We start from the raw sequence: 16,905 nt of genomic DNA on the forward strand, positions 1-16,905 counted from the left end.
ATTTATGGCTTTCGTCTACTCAAGGCTTAATCTAAAACAAACATGTATAAGTCAAATAAGCCACACAATCGCATGATTTTACTTAAAAATATATTTATCAAAACTTAACGATATTTCTTCAATATGATTATTACAGTCGTTTTTTCACTCAGTTATTCATATTTCTTCTTCAATTAACACAACCAAAATCCAAAACATAAAATACACAAAGGTATGAACTGAAAAAACATAAAAACCCAGTGAAAATCTAGATTTAAAAATAAGAGCATAAATAAAATACTGATTAATATATATTTATCCAAATAGAAACCAATCAACATAGCTGTACACAAGCAAAACAATATGTGATTCAAATCACATATTAAAATAAAAAAGATAATTAACACACACTTCAAACACTTTATGCAAAATCTTCACTCACTCTTTCCAGCCAGCTTGTTGTTTTTTTTTATGTCTAATCTTTCACATGCACATCCATCTGATTTCTTAAGAGAAAAAGCAATTGCGCAAATTAAAAATGGGCAAACAACTCAAGGATTAACAGCACTTGAGTCTTTATTACAGCAGTACCCAGATCAACAGAACATCTTAGCTGACTATTTATTATCAGCCTCACACATTCAAGGTCTGCCACAAACCACCCTAGCTGATTTAACCCAACGAATTCAGCCTAAGCTCTTCCCTGAATATGCTCAACTCGCAACAGTTAAACTTTTACGAGATCAGAAACAGTTTGCTTCAGCATTAGCACTATTAGATAAATTTGAACCTTATCAATCGCATAACCAAGTGCAGGTCACAATTCTTAAAGCAGCATTGTTTGCTGAAAATAAACAACCGACTGAAGCAGCAAAGCAATTGAAGAATCTTGAGACAACGCAAATGAGTGTTGAACAGTTGGCTTTAGCGGCTTATGTTTATCGACTATTAGAACAACAGACTTATGCCTTACACACCATTCAGTTGGCTTATGCCCAACAACCAAACAATGAAGCCATTCAACATGAGTATTTGAATATTTTGATGGCACTGGGTAGCTATGACATGGTAGCTGCTTTTTCTGCAAAGCACCACCTATCTGATAAAAACCAGAACTTTATTTGGCAGAATAAAATCGGAGGCTTTTCACAGAATGTGAATGAGGCGATTAAACAACAGAAATATTTATCCTCCCGTGCGGAAAGTGACCGTAAAAGCTTTGCTCAACTCGATCAAGTCTTAGAGCAGGCAGAACAAATCGCGCAACAGATTCCAGCTGATCAAGCCATGTTTAATCGCTTCTATTATGACTATCTCTACGCCTTAAGTTATCGAGGCAAAACACAACAGCTTTTGAGCCTATTAAATCAAGTCACCTTACCGCCAGTTGAACAAATGCCTGCCTATACACGCCATGCGATTGCAGATACCTATCTTGCAAATCAACAACCTGCCGAAGCCGAGATGATCTATCGCAGCTTGCTTACTGAGAAAAACTATCCCGATATCAGCCTATATACATCACTTTATTATGCATTAATCGAACAAGAAAAATATAAAAATGCAAATGCGCTGATTAACCTAATTGATGAATTGATTCCCACGTATGAATATAGCGAGGCCAAAGGCGTCGATAAAAGTGTACACCCAGATCGAAATGAATATCTGTCGTTAGTTGCATTAAATATGGCTTATCGGAATCGCTTGGATTTATCTGAACAATATCTAAATAATACCGTAGCCAAAGCCCCGAACAGTGTTCAATTTTTAAATGATCTAGCCAAAATCCAGCGTTGGCGTGGTAACCCTCGCCAAGCTCAACTTACCATTGATCGTTTAAATGGTTTAGAACCTCACTCAAAATATACACGCATTAATGCCATGCAAAATACCCAAGCACTTGGCGATATCCAAGCTTGGCAGCAGCAAACTCAAGCACTGAGTGAAGACTACCCCAGCGATAGCAGTGTCATAAAAAGTCGTAAAGAATTAAATGATCGTAATCACGCCAGCATGAGCCATGAAAGTCGCTTTTCACATAGCCGCTCTGAGCAAAACCAATTACTACAATCACTCAAAGGGACACGTGATCGTGAATCCAACACCACGCTATATTCACCGTGGTTAGCAGACAATTATCGTATCTTGGTTGAACATCAATATCTTTGGGGAAAATATGCCGACGGCGATTTACAAGAACAACGCTTTGGTTTAGGTCTGCAATGGCAAGACAAAGGTAAAAACTTGGCGCTTGTTGCCTCTCAAAATACCGAAGGTCAACGTCAAGGCTTAAGAGCAGATTGGTCACATCAACTCAATGACAATTGGCAGTATGCCTTATCCCTCAATACCCAAGCCAATATTCCATTACAAGCCATCAATCAAGGTGAAAATGGCAAAGCTTATGGCGCTTCGATTCAATGGCAGCAAAATGAATCCCGACAAGCCAATGCAGGATATAGCTACACTGATATTAGCGATGGAAATAAACGCCATGATTTTTTTGCAAACTATAATCAACGTATTTTTCAAACGGCCCACCACACTACACAAGCAGGCTTTTCTGCATTTTTAGGAAAAAATCGTTTAGATAACGTGGCCTATTTTAGTCCTAAACAAAGTTATAGTCTCGCGATCAACTTGAGCCATGACTGGTTGACTTGGCGAAATTACGAACGTCACTTCAATCAAAATTTTTCGATCAATGCAGGTATGTTTCAGCAACAAGATTACGGCTCCAAGCCGATTTTTGATGCCCAATATCGACATGAGTGGCAATTGTCGCGGATCTGGGCACTGCATTATGGCATTGGTTGGAAACGACATCCCTATGATGGCATCAATGAGAATCAAACCTATGCCCTATTAGGTTTTGGAGGGCGATTCTAATGACATTCTTCAATATGTTTAGAATACTCTCTGCATGTGCATTTCTTATCCCAGTTCAGAGTTATGCCGCAGACGAAGCAAAATTTGATGCCCATCATTTTGTTAGTTTGACCTTTCACGATGTGCGTGATGATGTTTTGAAAAATGGCGACCGAGATGTGTATGCCATTAATACCCAAAATTTAGTGCAATTTTTTGAATGGTTGAAACGTTCTGAATGGACTCCAATTAGCCTCAAACAAATTATGGCCTCTCGGGAACATGGTGTTCCATTACCGAAAAATGCAATTTTAATTAGTTTTGATGATGGTGCCTTAAGTAGCTATAGCCATGTCTATCCACTGGTAAAGCAATATCAAATTCCTGTGGTCTTTGCTTTGGTGACCAGTTGGACAGAAGGTAATACACAAGCTGCTTATGAAGCCTATGGTCAAAATAACTTGATGAGCTGGAAACAACTGCAAGAGATTCAAAAATCAGGTTTAGTTGAATTTGCCAGCCATAGCCATGATTTGCACAAAGGCATATTGGCCAACATACAAAAAAATGAAAAGCCTGCCGCCTTAACTCGACAATACGATATAACCCAACAGCGCTATGAAACTGAGTCTGAATATAGCCAGCGGATTTATGATGATTTGGTGAAATCCAAAAAAATCTTGCAGCAAAAACTAGGAATAGATTCGCTTGCAATCATTTGGCCCTATGGTGCGGTCAACCCACAAGTCACTCAAATTGCGAATCAAGCAGGCTTTCCTCTGTCTTTTAGTTTAGGGACGGAAAAATTAAATGACACCCATGATGCAACTTTTCAACGCGGTATTGTTTCAAATAATCCAACAGCTGAAAATTTACGTGAACAACTCACAGGCTTTATGGAATACGGTCAACGACAAGCATATGAACCTATTCGGGCCGTGCAATTTGATCTAGGCCAATTCTCACAAGACAGTACACAGTTTAATCAGCAGTTAGGCAGTTTATTAAATAATTTAAGTGCCTTAAAAACCAATACTTTAATCGTTAATGCATTAACTGATCAAAATAATACTGTCTATGCCCAAAGCTACTTTCCAACAACACGTCTAAAACTGGCCCAAGATATTTTAAGTCGCACCCACTGGCAGACGCGAACACGGGTTTTTCATCGAGTCTATGTACAGATGCCGATTTTTCCTGACCTGAAGCAAACTCATTTAGCAATCGATTTAAGCAGAGACCTGATCCAGAATAACCCCAATCTGGATGGCATTATTTTAAAAACAGATCAACAACTCGCTTGTCGTTATAACACCGTAGTGAGCCCAACGTGTTTGGAAAAAGAAACACACATTTTAAAGTTAACACAACAGGTCAAAGCCGCGGTCACGCCTTATCTCAATCAAAGTAATCCCTTCCAATTAATATTACAGCTCTCACTCTCTGATTTAACAGATCAGGGCTTAGAGCAAATGGTTAATACCTATCTACCCTTCGTATCATTATTGAATATTGAAATTAACAGTCTAGATAATCTCAATAGCTATCAAAAATTTATACAACAGGTAGATCATTTAACTGCCTCACAAAAAGCCAGACTAATGGTGACTTTAGTTCACCACGACCAGTCTTCGCCAAAGCAGCTACAACGCTTGCAGCAACACTATTTAAATTTACAAAGACATGGAATCCAAAAATTGGTTTTAAGCAATTACCGCTTCGATAATGCAAAAGCGGTACATGAACAACTATTTACCCCTCTCAGCTTAAATGACAGTCCAATCAGTTATCGCAATCCATTTCTCCAGCAGCACGTAAATGGAGAACAGCCATGACCTTAATGGAAACTCTTTTCCTATTTGCCTTTATATATCCCTTGCTGATGGCATGGACATGGATGGTAGGTGGTTTATGGTTCTACTTTAAACGCGAATATAAGCAAAACCAATTACCCGAGATTTCAGAACAAGGGTGCAGCATTATCATTCCTTGTTTTAATGAACAAGCTCAAGTTCGAGAAACCCTACGATTTGCACTGCAAACACAATATCCAAAATTTGAAGTCATTGCCGTCAATGATGGCAGTTCTGACGATACCGCAAAAATATTGGATGAACTGGCGCTTGAACATCCCGATTTACGGGTTGTGCACCTGGCAGAAAATCAAGGAAAAGCATTTGCCTTACGTTCAGGCATGATGGTCAGCCAATACGAATATCTGATTTGTATTGATGGAGATGCCTTGCTGCATCCCCATGCTGCGATTTGGATGATGCATCAACTTACAGCATTTAATCAGGTTGGCGCAGTAACTGGAAACCCTCGGATTTTAAATCGTTCAAGTATTTTAGGAAAACTACAAGTGGGTGAGTTTTCATCCATCATTGGTTTAATTAAACGTGCCCAACGGACTTATGGACGTATTTTTACAGTCTCAGGTGTGATTGCTGGCTTTAGAAAAACTGCACTGATGCAAGTCGGCTTATGGTCAGAAGATAAGATTACTGAAGACATTGATATCTCATGGAAACTTCAACTGGCTGAATGGGATATTCACTATGTTCCCAATGCGCTGTGCTACATCTATATGCCTGAAACCTTTAAAGGTTTATGGAAACAACGATTGCGCTGGGCTCAAGGTGGGGTTGAAGTTATTAAAACCTATTTTCCCAAACTCTTTAAGATTTCAGCACTCAAAATGTGGCCTGTTGCACTAGAAGCCATCATCAGCATGGTTTGGGCCTATGTCATTTTCCTGATCATTATCCTATTTTTCGTTGGGCTAGTCGTTCCACTATCCGCAGAATGGCAGATTAAATCACTCTTTCCACAGTGGTACGGCGTCATTTTAGCCATTACCTGTCTGATTCAATTTTTTGTGAGCTTATTCATTGACAAACGATATGACGGAAACCGTTTCTTTAGAAATTACTTTTGGGTGATTTGGTATCCCCTGTTTTTTTGGATGCTTGGTGCAGCAACAACAGTGGTTGCTGTACCAAAAGCTTTATTTACACGTAAGAAAAGAGCGAGATGGGTTAGCCCAGATCGTGGTTTTAAAGGTGAGTCAGAATGAACAAACAACATTTGAATATCATTGAGGATATTTCACAGCTAGATATTCCTGAATATATTGACCAACATCAGTATGTAAAAAACAAAGGTGCACATTATTTGCTGCAAGGGATCGGTTGGGCACTCTGGACACTGCTATTTTTACCGTTATTGGCGATATTTTTATGGCTATACCAAGGTAAGCTCATCAAAAACTATATTTTTGCAGAACAGATGAGCGTGCAGATCCACAATTTCTTTTGGCTCGCCTTGATGGTGATGATCTGTTGTGCCTCATTGTTGTTATGGGCGAGCTATAACTGGTTACGATACCGAAACACAGAAAAAATGACTGTGGTGAACGTGAGCCATTCTATTCTTGCTGAGGGATTTTTGATTCCAAAGGAGGAGCTATCCAAAATTCAACGCTCAAAAAACATTGTACTGCACTATAACCAAGAAGGTATTTTAGCTGACTATGAACTGAGATAACTATTCATGAACCAAAAATGAAAAGAGGCAAGCAATTGCCTCTTTTCATCGCTTCAATTCCAAACATATTGATTGATATCGAGCATCATTCGATTATGCCAATAATGGCCTCAGCCTGATAGCTTTTTCCCTGTTCTGCCACGATTTGAATGACTCCACTTTGATGTGCAAGCACGGGGACTTCCATTTTCATGGCTTCCATAATCGCAACAATCTGCCCTTCAGTCACCTGCTGCCCCTGTGTAACTTTCCATGAACTAATCACACCATTGATCGGAGCCAGTAAATGCTCAGCGCTCAGTTCAGGTTCAATCGACTGCTGCTGTTGAACCGCACTAGCAGGATTTTGTGCAAACATACCTGCAGGTAAACCTAAACGATGTAATTTGCCATCAATTTCAATATAGCTGAGCAGCAAGGGTTGTTGATGATGAGGAATACTGCGTTTGCTTGGCTTTAACTGTTGCTTGAAGTCATTTTCGATCCAACGGGTATGGACCTTAAACTCATCGCTAAAATCAGGTTCATTGAGTACTGCGCGGTGGAAATCTAGAACCGACGCCACCCCTTCGATCTTAAACTGCTTTAACGCACGTTTAGCACGGGCAATTGCAACTTCACGGGTTGGGCCCGTCACAATCAGTTTTGCCATGAGAGAGTCAAAATGGCTAGAGACCAATGACCCAGTTCGAACCCCTGTATCGACGCGTACACCATGACCAAACGGCGCTTCAAATAAGTTCAGCACACCAAATGCTGGAATAAAACCACGCGCTGGATCTTCGGCATTAATACGAAATTCAATCGCATGACCCTGTACTTTAGGTGTCTCTTTAATCGAAAGCTCATGGCCTTGCGCAACACGAATTTGTTCTACCACTAAATCCACGTTTGTGGTTTCTTCGGTCACGGGATGCTCAACTTGCAAACGGGTGTTTACTTCTAAAAATGAAAGCTTTCCATCACGACTCAATAAATATTCTACCGTTCCTGCCCCAACATAATGGGCTGCTTGACAGATATTTTTTGCCGAACTTAATATCTGTTGATAGATCTCATCACGAATAAAGGGTGCAGGAGCTTCCTCGACCAACTTCTGGTTACGGCGTTGTAATGAACAATCACGTGTTCCGAGTACCACAATATTGCCATGTTGGTCAGCAATCACTTGAGCTTCGACATGGCGTGGTTGGTCTAGATATTGTTCAACAAAACATTCACCACGCCCAAAGGCAGCTTTGGCCTCACGTACTGCCGACTCATACAGCTCTTTGACTTCTTCAAGTGTCCACGCCACTTTTAAACCACGACCACCGCCACCAAATGCCGCTTTAATCGCAATCGGCAAACCAAACTGTTTGGCAAAATCCAAAGCTTCATCAGCATTGTTGAGCGGGTCTTGCGTCCCGTGAACCAAAGGTGCACCCACTGAAGCCGCAATTTTACGCGCTTCAATTTTATCACCTAATTTCTCAATCGCACTTGGTGAAGGTCCGACCCATTTTAAACCTGCATCAAGCACTGCTTGGGCAAATTCAGCACGTTCGGATAAAAAGCCATAACCTGGATGCACCATGGTTGCTTGGGCTTTTTTTGCAATCTCGATAATGGCAGCAATGTTTAAGTAGGTCTCACTGGCAGTCGCACCAGCCAAACCCCAAGCCTCATCGGCAAGCTCGACATGCATGCTGCCCATATCATCATCTGCATATAACGCGACCGATGCAATGCCCATGTCACGGCAAGCATGAATAATACGAACGGCAATTTCACCACGATTGGCAATCAATAATTTTTCAGTCTTCATCATTTATTCTCAAAATCTGTAAATTCGGTAATTTTTTTAAATTTAATCCAGCAACCTGCTGGAATCTGTGCCACCAAATCCCAATGATGTTTTGCAACAGCGGCAATGACAGGATATCCACCCGTTAAAGGGTGATCATTCATAAACAAAACGGGCTGACCACTCGGTGGAATCTGTAAAGCCCCAATACACGTGCCTTCACTTTCCAACTCATGGGTAATTTTGCGAGTTAGAGACTGCTCACCTGACAATCTGAGCCCAATGCGATTACTTTCATTGGTCACCAACCATTCTTGCTGACAGAGCAGTTCAATACTGTCTTGTTCAAACCAGTCGGTACGTGGACCCATCACAATGTCGAGCTCAACCACTTCACCAACTTTGGGCAAATCATTCTTACCCACTTCATTGACACTAATGTTGGCCGCCTTCACATGCCCTTGATAAATCGTATCTCCAAGCTTTAAAGGTTCTGGCCCTAACACCGCCAAACTATCAAATGAAGCACTATTTAAAACGGGCTGAATCTCGATGCCACCTCGAACAGCAAGATAATTTCTCAACCCCTTTGTAGGCGGCAGAATATGAAACTCATCGCCTTCATCCAGGTCAATCGGCTGATCACTTGCAAACTCTGCGTTTTGACCATCTACAAATTTCACACGGATATTTGAGATGGCGCCTGTAACTGCAATCACAGCACCATGCTGCAGTTTGGCCTTTAAGCCACCATTTAAAACCTCAATCACAGGCGTATCAGTTGGATTCCCTACAATACGGTTGGCACTATGCATCGCCGATAAGTCCATTGCACCCGCCATTCCAACGCCAATCTTGGTCTGGTTAAAACGCCCTTCATCTTGAATCAACATCTGTAGGCTGGGCGCAGTAATACTAAACAGTGGCACCGATTGTTTCAGTTCAACCGTACGCGTGATCTGTTGAGGTACACTCACAGTTATCGGATGATGCGTGACATCTTCAAAATGTACCGTCATACCAGGTAACAGCAACGCAGGATTTTTACGCGCTAAATCCCACATTTTTTCGTCTGTAGTTCCAATCAATTGCCAGCCACCGGGACTGTCTTTTGGATAAATACCAGAGTATCTACCAGCCAATCCCAACGAGCCTGAAGGTATTTTTTTACGCGGAACCGTTAAACGTGGAATGTCAGTAAATGGTCGGTCGGGACTGCTCATATAAGCAAAGCCTGGCGCAAAACCAATAAAAGCCACATTCCAGATGCTTTGGTGATGTTTTCGAATCACCTCTGCTACAGACAACCCTTGCAACTCTGCCACCTGAGCAAGGTCTTCGCCATCGTAACGAATCGGCACAATCACTTCTTGGCCGTTACGCTCAAATCCTGAATCAATTTTGAGGCTCTGAATGAAAGCAACCAGCGTTTTAAAGTTGGTTTCGATCTCGTTAAAAAAAACCAAAATTGTTTTTGCAGCGGGGACTAAGTCTTTAATTCCATTCAATGACGTGTTTTGCAATTTATTGTACAACGCCAAAGTTTCTTCGAGACTCGCAAGCTCAATCAGAAAACAATCGGTGTTTACCGATAAAAAACGCATTTGCTTATCCTTTTTAATTGTTCTTTCGCCCAATTAGCCCATCCAAGCACGGTCAGGAATGTCAGTAATCAACATATGGCCAGGTGCATGGCTAATTGCAAAAGGAATTTTAGAGTTCATGACCGCCGCTTGTGGAGTGACACCACAGGCCCAAAACACGGGGATCTCACCTGCTTCGATACGAGACGCCTCACCAAAATCAGGCTGATTTAGATCCCGAATGCCCAAGCTTTCAGGATGTCCAATATGTACAGGTGCGCCATGTACACTTGGCATACGCGCTGTAATTTTTACTGCTTCACTAATTTGATGTGATGGAATAGGTCGCATAGAAACCACCATGTTTCCTGAAATACGCCCTGCTGGCTGGCACTGAATATTACTCAGATACATTGGCACATTGGTCTTATCCTGAATATGGCGAACTTCAATCCCCGCTTCTTGCAAAGCTGTTTCAAAAGAGAAACTACAACCGATCAAAAATGTGACCAAATCAGGGTGCGCATGATAAATCTCGCTGGCATCAGTCACTTCATCCACCATTTTGCCCTCTTTCCAAATGCGATAACGCGGGAAATCGGTTCGAATGTCTGAGTCTACGGCAAGTTTGCTTGTATAGATGCCTTCTTCAAGTACATCGAGTACAGGACAACTTTGTGGATTGCGGTGTGCATAGAGTAAAAAGTCATAGGCCCAATCTTTAGGCACAGAAATCATATTCACCTGTGTCATGCCCGCAGCCATGCCTGCTGTCGGCTGATCAAAGCCAGCACGTATTTTTAAGCGTGCACCTAAAGCGGCTTCAAGCTGAGCTGGGTCGACTTTAATATCCTTATACATGGTGCTCATCCTTATACTTTATTTACAAATGGGCGGATTTCAATCTGATTTTTTAGCAGTTCGGCTTTAATCGCAGCTGACATTTCTAGCGCACCATCGGTATCACCATGCAAACAAATCGTATCGGCCTGAATGGGGGTAAATACACCGTCAATTGATTCAACCCCACCCTGTTTAAGCATAGACACCACACGGCTCGCAACAAAGGCAGAGTCATGTAAAACCGCACCTTCTAGACGACGAGACACCAATGAACCATCACTGTTATAAGCTCGGTCTGCAAATGCTTCAGATACCACTGTCAAGCCAGCTGCACGTGCCTGCTCGACCAAGTTTGAACCAGCTAAAGCCACTAAAACTAGGTCAGGGTGATACATTTTAATCGCATCAATCACTGCGGCAGCCTGAGCTTGATCATGGGCAATGGTGTTATACAGTGCGCCATGTGGTTTGACATATTGCACTTTTGAACCTGCCACTTTTGCCAAACCATCCAGTGCTGAAATTTGATACAGCACATCGGCAATGAGTTCATCACGTGACACATCCATATTACGGCGGCCAAAACCAACCAAATCTGGGTAAGACACATGTGCCCCAATCGTGACGCCCAATTCAACGGCTTTGCGCACTGTTTTTAAAATCCCCAAAGGATCGCCAGCATGAAAACCACATGCGATATTGGCACTGGTCACCACAGGTAAAATCTGGTCATCATTGCCCATTTTCCATGAGCCAAAACTTTCACCCAAATCACTGTTTAAATCTACAAACATGGCAGTATTCCTTTTTCGCTATACGATTATCTGGCTTAAAGTTTGGTCAAATAGTTAAATACGGTCGTAAATGACATATAACCCATCCACCACGTCAATACACAAGTTAACGCACCTAAAACAATTAACCATTTTGGATAGTTATAATTGCCCATCAAGTCTCTACGGCAAGCCGCAACATAGACAAAAATGGTGAGTCCAATCGGCAACACTAAACCGTTAAAACCACCGACAAAAATGAGTAGACCTGCTGGCGTTGCCCCCAATACCACATAGAGCAATAACGCTAAAGCAATAAAAGTGATGGTGGCATAGTTGCTTTGTTTTGGGGTTAAATTCTTTTTAAATGCACTAAAGAATGAAACCGAGGTATAGGCTGCACCAATGGTGCTACTAATACCAGCTGCCCAAAAGATCAGGCCAAATAATTTATAACCCAATGTGCCCGCAGCATACTGGAATGCTTGTGCCGCTGGATTGGCATTATGACTAGCGAGATCTATCGTTGCACCGCTCACCACCACCCCCAAGAAGGCTAAAAATAAGACATAGCGCATGATGCCAACCACTACAATGCCCTTGGTCGCTGCTTTGGCTACTTCATCAATATTTTCAGGGCCAACAGCGCCTTTATCCAGTAGACGATGCGCGCCTGCATAGCAGATATAACCCCCCACCGTGCCACCGACAATGGTGGTAATAATGGCAAAGTCAATCTGATCTGGCGCAAAGGTTTGCTGTACCGCTTGTCCAACAGGTGGCATCACAATCACAGCCACAATGATGATCAGGATGATTTTCAACAATCCCAATACGATCATGCTTTTATCCATCGCAAGCGTGGCTTTTCTTGAAGCGAAAATCAAAATCGCCAATGCACCACTGAGAATACCACCCCATTTGGTGTCCAAACCAAATAATGCATTTAGACCTAATGCAGCACCTGCAATATTTCCAATACTAAAGAAGAAACCACCTAGAATCACCAGAAATGCAAGTAAATAGCCACTGCCCGGTAAAGCTTTATTGGCAATATCGGATGCACGCATTTGCGTAAGAGTCACGACACGCCAAATATTTTGCTGCACCACATAATCAATCAAAATGGAAACTAAAATGGCAAAGCCAAACGCGGCACCTAACTTCACCGTAAACACAGCGGTTTGGGTTAAAAATCCAGGCCCCATTGCCGAAGTTGCCATCATAAAAATTGAGGCAATGATGGCCCATTGGCGATCCGACAAAAAAGAAGACTTCAATAAAGACATTAATGCGTTCCTCGTCCATTTGAGCTTAATAACGCGATTTTTAACTTGATCTAAGAGCATCATTGTTTATAAACGATCTTCTTTAATCCTTTTTAAATCACAAAGATTCCTTGTTCTCTTACTCAAGCATTGAGCAACCAAATCTTCTATTTAAAATAAAAACATAAGCAACCCTGTTGAACAATACGACTTTCTACAGCACAAAATAAAATCAAATATATGAATTTATTAAATTTTTATTATTAAGAGTTTTCAATATAAATTTTACTTATCACCTTCCATAAGCTGCTTTTATGACTTATCCAAAAAATGACCTTATTCTAAAGCCGAGAAATACACTGAAAAGTAAGTGAATAAGCCTCTATTTTTTGATTCGTTGATTCAGTCTTTGCATCGCACTTTCAGAGACCATCACGGCGGCATCGGTTAATTTCTCTTTCAATGCAGCATCATTACCTTGAATATAAATCGAGGTAAAGTGAAAGGTCTTTAACTGAATTGGGGTGTTTAATATTTCTAATCGACCATCGGTAATTTCTTTTAAAGCGGTTAAAGTCGGCACCACAGCGATCCCTAAGCCTTGCTCAGCAAGTCGTAACAAAGTCGCCAAAGAATAACTGGTAATCGAAAGTGGCTCATCAAGCCCCTGTTCTTTCATTTTGGCCTTGAGCTCTTTATAGGGGTAGGTAATTTTGGGATAGGTTAAGATCGTATGCGACATTAAGCTTTTAAATGACATTTGCCCGACCCCTCCTTTAAATGACGGTGACGCCAAGAAACTCAGTTCAAAATCACAAAGTGCCTGTTCGATACACTCAAAAGCCAATGTTGGCCCGAGTAAAAAGGCCATGTCCAGATCACCTGTGCGTACACCTTCTTGTAAATTCGGGGTCAGATCGACCACAATTTCCACTGAAACTTTAGGGAATTCTTGCTGAACTTTCTCGATATATTCGACCAACCATGTATAAACAATGGTTTCTGAAACCCCCAGCCGTATTGTACCGGTCAAATGCTGATTTTCCGTTAATTCCGCTATGAGTTCAGTTTCTAAACGCATCAACTTTTCAGCATATTTAAATAAGGTCATGCCCTTATGCGTCGGTTTAAGCTGGCGAAAACTTCGATCTAAAACTTTAAATCCAAGGTCATTTTCAATCGCTGTGATTTTCTGTGATACCGCAGGCTGGGTGGTTTGTAATTTTGTCGCTGCCTTATTAAAACTATTGAGGGTCACCACCCAGTAGAATGCTTCGAGATTCTTCAAATTCACGTTTAATCCTAAGCTCGCTATCCTTTTCTCGCTGTATAGTATGAGAGTGATCCGCCAGATTAAGCTAGCTGTTTATTGATTTTTCTTGAAGCAGGTTTTGTGATTGGTTTATTTCACCTTTACAAAGATGATGTCCAAATCCTGTTTGGGAACAAAGTTACGCTTGCTCATCTGAAATTGGGTTGGGCTGATTTTTTCAACTTTGCCATTCCAACAAAATGAAACCAATTCATTCTTATCACGCTCAATCGTTAATTTAAAATTTTCAATCGGTTTAGCCCAATTTGCACCTGTGGTCAAAATGTAGCTCAAAGCATTAAACGGTGAATTTTCTGCTTTGGCTTTTTTTAAGCCCTGCTTAAATTGTGCATCCATACAAAAGTTTTGATTATATTCATCTGGATATAGGGCAACAGAACCACCCACCAGAGGTTGATATTGATGCTGAATTTTGGTCAAGGCATTGGCTTTAAAGGTTTGCTTCCAGCTATAAATCACTTGAGATGACCATGGAATTTCATCATCTTGTTTAAAATTCGCTAATATTTTCTGCATGTGTGGCTGCTTACATTGCTTTAATTTATCGACAAAATAGCGGTCGTCATCATTGTTACGCATCCAAGGATTAAGCATCTCTGTTTGGCTAAAACCACATTGTTTAAATAGATCTGTTACATCAATCAACGGCGACTTTTCATCCTTTTGGATAAAAGTACGCACATGCATTTCTGGCTGAATATTTTGACCATCAACAATAATTTTAAAGCTTTTTAGCAATGCTTCGGTATGGGCAAAATCCGCTTCAAAGAAGTTATCAATACGCGGTAAGGGAAACAAAACAGTTTCTGTCACATCTTTATTGCTTAAGTTTTTATAAAGATAATTTACTTTAATCAGTTTCTTGCTAATAAATAAGTCTTCACTTTGCATCGCAATATGCGCATTTTTAAGATAGGCCACTCCGCCCGTCCCCACATAGCCCGTTGAATCATTGGCGAGACTATTGGTCGGTATTTGCAGCAAAATAGAACATGCCAAGATGATTTTTTTCATTTTTAAGTGTCCAATTTAAGACCGTAATGATGAGGACCTGTCAGTGATCAATCATAGCGGCTTAAAGCCTCAGATATTCACTTTTTTTCTGATTCTACCCTATTGAGGATCAATCATTGTTCTGAACGAGATGACATCACTAGAAAAGCTTGCAGTCGATTGATCTAAAAAAGAGCAGCCTGTTGCTCACAAACTGCTCCTCGGTCTTAGATTTTTTACATGCAAGTTCAAAGTTTTATCTAATCCTGAACCTGACATTGAACATGATGGTTTATTTCAACCGAATCATGACTGTTTTAATTCGATTGCTTTCCATCTCCACCACTTCAAATTGTAGTTCTTGATAGTCCAGCATTGAACCAACATCTACCATGCCATTGCACTTATCTAAAATAAGTCCTGACACCGTAATATAACCAGTCTCTTCATCGACGAGATCAACACCGAGCTGTAATTCAAGTTGATACAAATCTAAGGTGCCTGAGGCTTTCCATGTACTTTCATCGACTTTGATTAATTCAAGCTGCTCATCAGCATCGGGAAACTCACCCGCAATTGCTTCAAACACATCTAAAGGTGAAATTAATCCTTGCACATTTCCAAACTCATCATTAACGAGTACCAATGAGCCCTTAGAAGTACGCAATGTGTTAATCACATCAATCACTTTCATTTTTTCAAAAATAAAAATCGGGCGTTGTGCTTTGATTAGCAATTTTAATTGTGCTTCGTCATCCAATACATCCAAGATTTCCTTGGCACGAACCACACTCAATACTTTATCCAAACTGCCACGACACACAGGAAATAAGCTATGCGGCACAGATAAAATCTGTTCACGTATTTTTTCTGGCGTTTCGTTGATGTTAATCCAAGAAATTTGACTACGAGGCGTCATAATTGAGGCCACAGATCGTTCTGCCAGCGTTAATACGCCCCCGATCATATAACGTTCTTGGTCATCAAATGTTTCTTGTGCTTCCAAATGTTGCAGCGGATTTGTTGCAGTGGTTTCTGCCTTGCCACCCATGAGCTTCAAAATCGTATCTGCGGTTCGATTACGTAACGGAATCTTCGACTCATGCTTAGATCTGTTGCGTTGGGTAAACTGATTAAATGCCTCGATCACAATCGCGACACCAATACCCGAATAGATATAACCTTTCGGAATATGGAAACCAAAACCTTCGGCAATTAAACTAATACCGATTAACAGTAAGAAGCTGAGACAGAGAATAATAACGGTTGGGTGTCGATTGACGAATTCAGTTAATGGTTTAGAAGCAAGCAACATCACCAGCATGGCGACAACCATCGCGACCATCATGACGTAGATATTGTCTACCATACCGATGGCGGTAATAACCGAATCTAATGAGAATACAGCATCCAATACCACAATCTGGGCGACGACCGCAGTAAAGCTTGCATATACCACATTGGTGGTAATTTTGACTTCCGCTTTGCCTTCCATCCGTTCATGTAATTCACTGACCGCTTTATACAGTAAGAATAAACCACCGAATAAAAGAATCAGATCTCGACCCGAAAAAGACCAGTCGAAAATAAAAATGAGCGGTTTGGTTAAGGTGACTAACCACGAAATGGCGAACAGTAAGCCCAAGCGCATGATCAATGCGAGGGATAAACCAATGACTCTGGCTTTATCACGCTGGGAAGGAGGAAGTTTATCTGCCAAAATGGCAATAAAGACGAGATTATCAATCCCTAAAACAATCTCTAGAACGATCAGAGTAAGCAAACCTACCCAAATCCCTGGATCTAATAAAAATTCCATTATTTACTCCTTAAACAAAAACAAGGAGTCATGAAACTGTAGTTTAAATTTGTACCCGGCGAGGGATCCATCTATGTTGACCTTTTTTACAATAGTTGCTCCGATTATGCCTAA

Annotated in this window: 11 protein-coding genes and 1 pseudogene; 4 read left to right on the forward strand and 8 right to left on the reverse strand. The window is 41.1% G+C overall.

Annotated features, from left to right (window positions below):
• The first annotated feature begins 402 nt into the window (after positions 1-402).
• Genes pgaA through pgaD form a run of 4 tightly spaced genes read left to right on the forward strand, consistent with a single transcriptional unit; the run spans position 403 to position 6,393 of the window.
• Positions 403-2,868, forward strand: coding sequence for a poly-beta-1,6 N-acetyl-D-glucosamine export porin PgaA (gene pgaA, locus NG55_RS08375; RefSeq protein WP_065342989.1), 2,466 nt, complete (start codon positions 403-405; stop codon positions 2,866-2,868).
• On the forward strand, positions 2,868-4,682 hold the full coding sequence (gene pgaB / locus NG55_RS08380; protein WP_065342990.1) for a poly-beta-1,6-N-acetyl-D-glucosamine N-deacetylase PgaB: 1,815 nt from the start codon (positions 2,868-2,870) through the stop codon (positions 4,680-4,682). The genes pgaA and pgaB overlap by 1 nt, the downstream gene beginning before the upstream one ends.
• The gene (pgaC, locus tag NG55_RS08385) at positions 4,679-5,923 is read left to right on the forward strand and encodes a poly-beta-1,6-N-acetyl-D-glucosamine synthase (protein ID WP_065342991.1); all 1,245 of its coding nucleotides are present in this window, start codon (positions 4,679-4,681) and stop codon (positions 5,921-5,923) included. Before pgaB ends, pgaC begins: the two co-directional genes overlap by 4 nt.
• Positions 5,920-6,393, forward strand: coding sequence for a poly-beta-1,6-N-acetyl-D-glucosamine biosynthesis protein PgaD (gene pgaD, locus NG55_RS08390; RefSeq protein WP_016540571.1), 474 nt, complete (start codon positions 5,920-5,922; stop codon positions 6,391-6,393). Before pgaC ends, pgaD begins: the two co-directional genes overlap by 4 nt.
• A gap of 85 nt (positions 6,394-6,478) precedes the next feature.
• On the opposite strand, the gene NG55_RS08395 is transcribed toward pgaD, so the two are convergent.
• The 8 genes and pseudogenes from NG55_RS08395 to NG55_RS08430 form a co-directional block, all read right to left on the reverse strand.
• Positions 6,479-8,200 (reverse strand): acetyl/propionyl/methylcrotonyl-CoA carboxylase subunit alpha, encoded by a 1,722-nt coding sequence (locus tag NG55_RS08395; protein WP_065342992.1) that lies wholly within the window; start codon positions 8,198-8,200, stop codon positions 6,479-6,481.
• Entirely contained in the window at positions 8,200-9,783 is a 1,584-nt protein-coding gene (locus NG55_RS08400) for a 5-oxoprolinase subunit B/C family protein (protein WP_065342993.1), read from the reverse strand. The genes NG55_RS08395 and NG55_RS08400 overlap by 1 nt, the downstream gene beginning before the upstream one ends.
• A gap of 33 nt (positions 9,784-9,816) precedes the next feature.
• Positions 9,817-10,632, reverse strand: a complete 816-nt coding sequence (locus tag NG55_RS08405) for a putative hydro-lyase (RefSeq protein WP_141669888.1) — start codon at positions 10,630-10,632, stop codon at positions 9,817-9,819.
• A 2-nt stretch (positions 10,633-10,634) separates the two neighbouring features.
• Positions 10,635-11,399 (reverse strand): LamB/YcsF family protein, encoded by a 765-nt coding sequence (locus NG55_RS08410; RefSeq protein ID WP_065342995.1) that lies wholly within the window; start codon positions 11,397-11,399, stop codon positions 10,635-10,637.
• A gap of 35 nt (positions 11,400-11,434) precedes the next feature.
• Positions 11,435-12,686: pseudogene (locus NG55_RS08415) on the reverse strand (NRAMP family divalent metal transporter).
• A gap of 342 nt (positions 12,687-13,028) precedes the next feature.
• Positions 13,029-13,940, reverse strand: coding sequence for a LysR family transcriptional regulator MumR (gene mumR, locus NG55_RS08420; protein WP_065342997.1), 912 nt, complete (start codon positions 13,938-13,940; stop codon positions 13,029-13,031).
• Positions 13,941-14,048: 108 nt separating this feature from the next.
• Positions 14,049-14,993: a DUF4424 family protein gene (locus NG55_RS08425; protein ID WP_065342998.1), complete on the reverse strand. Its 945-nt coding sequence runs from the start codon at positions 14,991-14,993 to the stop codon at positions 14,049-14,051.
• A gap of 271 nt (positions 14,994-15,264) precedes the next feature.
• Positions 15,265-16,791 carry a TerC family protein gene (locus NG55_RS08430; protein ID WP_065342999.1) on the reverse strand — a complete coding sequence of 509 codons (1,527 nt, stop codon included), beginning with the start codon at positions 16,789-16,791 and terminating at the stop codon, positions 15,265-15,267.
• Positions 16,792-16,905: the final 114 nt, after the last annotated feature.

It is taken from the genome of Acinetobacter gyllenbergii (assembly GCF_001682515.1).
Lineage (GTDB): Bacteria > Pseudomonadota > Gammaproteobacteria > Pseudomonadales > Moraxellaceae > Acinetobacter > Acinetobacter gyllenbergii.

Bases quoted from the DNA above. Each gene is read 5' to 3' on its own strand.
- pgaA (WP_065342989.1), top strand. From the start codon at position 403: ATGCAAAATCTTCACTCACTCTTTCCAGCCAGCTTGTTGTTTTTTTTT.
- pgaB (WP_065342990.1), top strand. From the start codon at position 2,868: ATGACATTCTTCAATATGTTTAGAATACTCTCTGCATGTGCATTTCTT.
- pgaC (WP_065342991.1), top strand. From the start codon at position 4,679: ATGACCTTAATGGAAACTCTTTTCCTATTTGCCTTTATATATCCCTTG.
- pgaD (WP_016540571.1), top strand. From the start codon at position 5,920: ATGAACAAACAACATTTGAATATCATTGAGGATATTTCACAGCTAGAT.
- NG55_RS08395 (WP_065342992.1), bottom strand. From the start codon at position 8,200: ATGAAGACTGAAAAATTATTGATTGCCAATCGTGGTGAAATTGCCGTT.
- NG55_RS08400 (WP_065342993.1), bottom strand. From the start codon at position 9,783: ATGCGTTTTTTATCGGTAAACACCGATTGTTTTCTGATTGAGCTTGCG.
- NG55_RS08405 (WP_141669888.1), bottom strand. From the start codon at position 10,632: ATGAGCACCATGTATAAGGATATTAAAGTCGACCCAGCTCAGCTTGAA.
- NG55_RS08410 (WP_065342995.1), bottom strand. From the start codon at position 11,399: ATGTTTGTAGATTTAAACAGTGATTTGGGTGAAAGTTTTGGCTCATGG.
- NG55_RS08425 (WP_065342998.1), bottom strand. From the start codon at position 14,993: ATGAAAAAAATCATCTTGGCATGTTCTATTTTGCTGCAAATACCGACC.
- NG55_RS08430 (WP_065342999.1), bottom strand. From the start codon at position 16,791: ATGGAATTTTTATTAGATCCAGGGATTTGGGTAGGTTTGCTTACTCTG.